The 6,084-nt window shown below is 26.6% G+C and carries 7 protein-coding genes; all 7 read right to left on the reverse strand.

Annotated features, from left to right (window positions below; all coding sequences use genetic code 11):
- Window positions 1–104 precede the first annotated feature (104 nt).
- The 7 genes from QOZ93_RS13885 to QOZ93_RS13915 all read right to left on the reverse strand — a co-directional run bounded on the left by QOZ93_RS13885 (window position 105) and on the right by QOZ93_RS13915 (window position 5,883).
- Complete coding sequence (locus QOZ93_RS13885; RefSeq protein WP_307357434.1) at window positions 105–1,466, reverse strand: sensor histidine kinase; 1,362 nt, start codon at window positions 1,464–1,466, stop codon at window positions 105–107.
- Window positions 1,457–2,116 (reverse strand): response regulator transcription factor, encoded by a 660-nt coding sequence (locus QOZ93_RS13890; protein WP_111944331.1) that lies wholly within the window; start codon window positions 2,114–2,116, stop codon window positions 1,457–1,459. Before QOZ93_RS13890 ends, QOZ93_RS13885 begins: the two co-directional genes overlap by 10 nt.
- Before the next feature lie 98 nt (window positions 2,117–2,214).
- Window positions 2,215–2,970 (reverse strand): lantibiotic immunity ABC transporter MutG family permease subunit, encoded by a 756-nt coding sequence (locus tag QOZ93_RS13895; protein WP_307357437.1) that lies wholly within the window; start codon window positions 2,968–2,970, stop codon window positions 2,215–2,217.
- A gap of 1 nt (window position 2,971) precedes the next feature.
- Window positions 2,972–3,706 carry a lantibiotic immunity ABC transporter MutE/EpiE family permease subunit gene (locus QOZ93_RS13900; RefSeq protein ID WP_307357440.1) on the reverse strand — a complete coding sequence of 245 codons (735 nt, stop codon included), beginning with the start codon at window positions 3,704–3,706 and terminating at the stop codon, window positions 2,972–2,974.
- 2 nt (window positions 3,707–3,708) lie between these two features.
- Entirely contained in the window at window positions 3,709–4,410 is a 702-nt protein-coding gene (locus QOZ93_RS13905; RefSeq protein ID WP_307357442.1) for a lantibiotic protection ABC transporter ATP-binding protein, read from the reverse strand.
- Between the two features lie 220 nt (window positions 4,411–4,630).
- Entirely contained in the window at window positions 4,631–5,407 is a 777-nt protein-coding gene (locus QOZ93_RS13910) for a pseudouridine synthase (RefSeq protein WP_307357445.1), read from the reverse strand.
- A gap of 335 nt (window positions 5,408–5,742) precedes the next feature.
- Entirely contained in the window at window positions 5,743–5,883 is a 141-nt protein-coding gene (locus QOZ93_RS13915; RefSeq protein ID WP_307357448.1) for an NUDIX hydrolase, read from the reverse strand.
- Window positions 5,884–6,084: the final 201 nt, after the last annotated feature.

The raw sequence follows: 6,084 nt of genomic DNA on the forward strand, positions 1-6,084 counted from the left end.
ATTAATTTTACTATAAATCTTTCACTCTTTCGAGTGGGAGATTTATTTTTTACGCAAAAAGCTGTCGCACTATTTTTTAGTGCGACAGCCCCTTAATTTATATGCTAATGACTTTTTATTTTAAAAATAACCTCTGCTCCTAAGGTTTCTTTGGAATTACCTAGTATAACCTCTCCTCTATGTTCTTTAGCAACAACATTTACTAAATACAATCCTATTCCATAATGATTATTTCTAGATCTACTTTTATCACCTTGATAAAACATATTACTTGCATTTTTTATATCATTCTGCGAAAACCCTTTTCCTTCATCAGTTATTTTAAAATATAAGTATTCATCTCTTGAAAAAATATTAAAATATACTGTACCTTGCCTTGGAGAATAATCAAAGGCATTACTTAAAACATTCATTATTGCCCTATATATATATTGCTCATCACCATAAATAAAATTTGGAATATTTAAATACTCACTTTTTAGATTTATTTCTTTAGTCTGAAATAATGAAAGTGTATCTTTTTCTATTTTACTTAATAAATTATTTATATTAACTTTATTCCTTTGCATTCTAAGTTTTCTTCCATTGTGTATGGCATTAGATAATATTGAAATATAATTTTCTATTTCATTAGCTCCATTTAAGATAAATTCTCCATACTCCTTATCTTCTTCTAAAGAATCACTCTCCAAAAGTAATTGAGTATTTCCTTTAATAATGGTAAGAGGGGTTTTTATATCATGGGATAGTGCAGATAATTGTTCCGTCTTTATCTTTTCTTCCTCCCACTTCTTTTTTAATGTATCTTTTAATTCATCTCTCATATCTATCACAGAATCTAAAATTTCATTAAATTCCTTAATCTTAGACCTTTCCGCTATAAAATCTAAATTTTGAACATGAATTTGCTTTGTTGTATTTAAAAGTGGTATTAACTCTGTTTTTAACTTTCTTGAGAATATAATTATACTAATTACACATGAAATTAATAAATTTATTATTATAAATATATATATCATTTTTTCTGGAGATAAAAAAATCTCATTTAATCTATTACTTGTATAACTAACTTTTAATTTATATTTTAAAATACACGAATTACTTTTTCCTTTTATATATACAAAATAATTTATCTTCCAATCATTTTTATTATCTATAAAATTTAATGCATCTTGTACTTGCTCAGATTTCAAATTAGTACTTTCAATATTGTTATTTTTATCAAAAATAATATATGATAGATTTTTAGGTATATCACTTTGTTTTATAACTGATAATCTTTCTAATTTAGGTTTAATTTTTTTAGCTTCAATTTCGTAATAATTTGCAGGCCTAACTACATTATAATTGCTTAATATACCAATAAAAATCCAAGGTATAACAAAAGAAAGTAGAATACAACTAACAATTGTAAGTAAATATTTTAAAAAAAACTTTTTTAAGGTTATTTCTTTACTTATTCCCATTTATAGCCTATACCCCATATGGTTTCTATTGGTGCCATATTAACTTTCTCAAATTTCATTCTAATATTTTTAATATGCACTGCTATAGTTGCACTGTCACTTTCTCCATCATATCCAAATATAGCAACATATATTTGTTCCTTTGTAAATACCTGTCCTCTATTTTTAGCTAAAAATTCGCAAACCCCATATTCCGTCTTTGTAAAATCAATTTTTCTATCTTCTACAAATATCTCTTTACTACTTAAATTTATAAATACTCCCGATACCAACATAGCATTCTTTTTTTCTCTTTTTTCTCTTCTAAGATGTGCTCCTATTCTTGCTCTAAGTTCATTTATATTAAAAGGTTTTAAAAGATAATCATCCCCGCCTATACTCAACCCTTGTAAAACATCCTCTTCCAGAGTTTTAGCTGTTAAAAATATAATAGGAGCATCTGTAATTTCTCTAATTTCCTCACATAATGTAAACCCATCAATTTCAGGCATCATTACATCTAGAAGTATAAGATCATATTTTTTTATCTCATTAAAATTTATTTCCTTTGGGTTACTTACTCCTATAACTTCATGTCCATCTTTTTTTAATGCATTCCTAATTAAAATTAAAATGTTATGTTCATCATCAATAGCCAATATTTTACCCAAAATATCACCCTCTATTTTCATATTCTCTTAGCCATGTAATAATTATTATTTATGTCGACCACAATAGAGATATCTTTAAAACTAGGTATTTTAAGTTATTAATTTTTTCTTCCTTCCCATCTTTTTATCCAATTTATTGAAAAAGTGATGAAAATAATATTTAATGTTATTAACATAATATAGGATGTAACACAACTTACATTTACATTAATTCCAAAGCTTTTCCATAAAGAAATTTGAGATATTTTTACTGTAAAAGCGTGAGGAAGATACTTCCAAGCACTCCATTTATCTAATTCACCCATATTTCCCATTAACAACACAAAAACACTTTCAAAAACACTTAATATCAAAGATGCTCCCATACCAAAACGCATTCCTACAATAATATGAAAAACATAAGTAAATATATTTCCTATAATAAAAAATATAGAAATCTTTAAAAATAAATTTATTAATCCTTCTATATAAATTCCTTGAGCTCTAAACCCTATAAAAGTAGCAATCCATAAAAGGAAACATGATATACATCCCCATATTAAAATATAAATTATAAAGGAACAAAAACTAGCCGTTCTTGATGTACCTATTCCTAAAAACCATCTATAATACCCTGACTTCTCTTCAATTCCCAAAAAAATACATGTTGTAATCCCTATTAAAATTGGGAATATACTTGTAGCACACTCTATTATCAACTGTAACCTCTTTACATTCTCAACAGTAGGATAATTATAAAAATAGAAATTAAATATTAGAGCCCCTAAAATTGGAACTATAATATGAATCCATGGAATTATAGTATGTTTTTGCTTTATAAAATTCCCTCTAACTCCTCTTAGAATACTATTCATATTACTTTACCTCCTGTCTTTCAAAAAGTTTAGCAGTAATATATAAACCTATAACTGTAAATATTACTATTGCTAATAATCCTTTACATAGAGTAGGCATACAATTTTGTATATTAGGTTGAGTATAAAGACCATTAATATCTAATCCTATTATTTCTTTTACTAGCCTTCCAGTATAACAATGAGGTATTAAAAACCAAAAAGATCTTTCAGCACATATCACCGGTAAAAATAATCCTAAAATACAATTAACAAAAACTATGGCAGCGAACCCAAACCTTTTAGCTAGATATAATAAAATAGGTAACTGTGGTAAACTACCAATCCATATTATTAAACACCCTAAAAGTATTTCTTCAGTTGAAAACACTATTCCGTTTATACCTAATAACTTTGGTAACAATACTATAAAAAATACAATAATCTGTGTTAATAATAAATACACCCCTAAAACTACATTTTTTCCTACCCACGCTTTTTTCAAATTTATGGGAAGTAAATATATTCCATTATAATTACCTGCTTTTTTCTCATTCTTATCCATAAGTGACGCCGAAATAGCTATAACTCCTGGTAAAAAGAAACTATACCACCAATAAAAAACCATATTTTGCATGTTTAAAGGTCCACCAAAAAGTGTAGCCATAACCTCTGTTAATAATGGTGCAATAAAAATTATCTTCTTAGTAAAAGTACATTTCAACTTTATATTTTCAGAAATAATATATTCTTTCACGATTATCCTCTCCTTGTTTCCTGTACTACTTTCATAAAGAGTTGCTCTAAATCTTCTTCTTTATTAATTCTTCCTTCATAACCTAAAACTCCATTGTTAATAATTCCTATGTGATCACAGATCAATTCAATTTCTGATAATATATGGCTAGATACAATTACAGTAATTCCTTCCCTTGGAAAGCTTTTAATTAGATCTCTAAGTTCCTTTACTCCTATAGGATCCAATCCATTAGTAGGTTCATCTAAAATTAATAATTTAGGTGAATTAATTAAAGCAATAGCAATTCCTAATCTTTGTTTCATCCCCATAGAGAATTGCCCTACTTTTTTCTTACCAGTATTAATAAGATTCACTATATTTAAAACTTCATCTATCCTTTTTTCCTCTAACCCTAGATAAGTAGTATATACCTTTAAGTTTTCTCTAGCAGTTAAATTTTCATATAAAGCAGGATGTTCTATTAATGCTCCAATATCATTAAGATCATTTCTAGTCCACTGATGTCCATTAAATAAAATTTCTCCCGATGTCTTTTTTAAAAGCCCTGTAATCATTTTTAACGTTGTTGATTTCCCTGCTCCGTTAGGTCCAAGTAATCCATAAACAGATTCTTCTTGAATTTTTAAATTTACATTACTTACTGCATTAAATCCCTTGAAAGTTTTAGTTAAATCTTTAGTTTCTAAAATTAATTTACTCATTTCCAAAGCCCCCTATCTGTTTCTTTGGTTATATAGTACTTTCTAATTTTAAAGATTCTTTAAAGATTTCTTATTATTTTTTAAATATTTATTTTTAATACCCTAAAAAGAATTTTAAACGTAAAAAATACACCGGCTTACTTGCCAGTGTATCCTTTATATGTAATTTCTTATTTTACTTTAAATATATATGAAAAAATTACTTAAATATTTTTTTGTTTTATGCATCTTTTAATAGTTTCTGAATTTCTAATTCTGTTAAGGCTCTGTACTTACCCAGCTCTAAAGTTTCATCTAACTTTATATCACCAACCGCAACTCTCTTTAGATATACTACATAACATCCTACTGCTTTTAACATTCGTTTTACTTGATGTTTACGTCCTTCAGAAATAGTAAGATATCCAGAGACAACAGGTTGATTGTACTTATTCTTATCTACATTACTTAGTTGCTGTTCATCTTTAAATTCCTTATATAATCCCGATTTATGTAGTTGTATCTTTGCAGGTTTAGTTAAAATTTCGCCTTTTCCTATGTAAACCCCTTCTTGTAACTTTCTCATATCCTCTTCACTTAAAGACCCTAATGCCCAAAAGAAATATGTTTTTTCCACATGCTTCTGTGGATGCATTAACTTATGTTCAAATTCACCGTCATTAGTAAGAAATAGTAGACCTTCCGTATCCTTATCCAATCTACCTACATGGAATACCCCCTCCATATTAACATCCTCAAAAAAATCAAATACTGTTTTATCGTGTTTATCCTGTTTCGCAGTAATACATCCTGCTGGCTTATTGAACATATAATAAACTTTTTCGTTATAAGAAACTACATTATCTAAATATTTAATAATATCATTTTTTTCATCAATATCTATTGATGGTATTGTGACTATTTCTTCATTAACTTTTACTTTTTCTTCTTTTATATAAATTCTAACCTCTTTACGTTTTCCAATAGCAGATTGTGCTAAAAATTTATCTAATCTCATATTTATCCTCATCTTTTATCTAATAGTTTATAGTTAACTTTTTCTTTAGTGTTAAAACTTAGTTGTTTTTATAAAAAACTATATACATTTTGCACATAATACTTATCCATATTACCACAATTTAATATGCTATTAGAATACTCAGTTTCATAAAAATACTTACATATCTTTCAAGGTTTTACCTTATATTAAAATAAAAATAGCTATTCGATTAAAATTGTTCATAGCTATTTTTTGTTATACTTTAATTTTTTCTACACTAAGTTCTTTTTTAAAATTTTATGACTATAATTTACATTGTTTTTATTACCAATAATCATATAGAAATTAAAATGTTATCTACCAGGAAACTCCCAACCTTTCCTTGGATTTTTTACAAGTAATATTTCATCATTATCATTTATAACTACTCCACCAATATCCACTATATGTGTTGGTAATCCCATTAAATAACCCTTTCCCAATTTTATAAACATAATTAGATCTTTTAATCATACTTAATGCATCAATTATATTTTTAATTTTCATTTTTTTAAATATATTTCTTTTTTATTCATCATATTACTCCTCGTATAATTAAATTCGTTCTGTTAAGTTATATGAACATTGAACTATCTCATCCCTAGAGTTACAATAGTTTCACCACAAAATCATTATCCCCCTCGGAAAGGAGATTA

Origin of the sequence: Hathewaya limosa, from assembly GCF_030815255.1 — a bacterium.
GTDB classification, from domain to species: domain Bacteria; phylum Bacillota; class Clostridia; order Clostridiales; family Clostridiaceae; genus Hathewaya; species Hathewaya limosa.

Coding starts and splice junctions, on each gene's coding strand:
- QOZ93_RS13905 (WP_307357442.1), bottom strand. CDS start 4,410: ATGAGTAAATTAATTTTAGAAACTAAAGATTTAACTAAAACTTTCAAG.
- QOZ93_RS13895 (WP_307357437.1), bottom strand. CDS start 2,970: ATGAATAGTATTCTAAGAGGAGTTAGAGGGAATTTTATAAAGCAAAAA.
- QOZ93_RS13885 (WP_307357434.1), bottom strand. CDS start 1,466: ATGGGAATAAGTAAAGAAATAACCTTAAAAAAGTTTTTTTTAAAATAT.
- QOZ93_RS13915 (WP_307357448.1), bottom strand. CDS start 5,883: ATGTTTATAAAATTGGGAAAGGGTTATTTAATGGGATTACCAACACAT.
- QOZ93_RS13910 (WP_307357445.1), bottom strand. CDS start 5,407: ATGAGATTAGATAAATTTTTAGCACAATCTGCTATTGGAAAACGTAAA.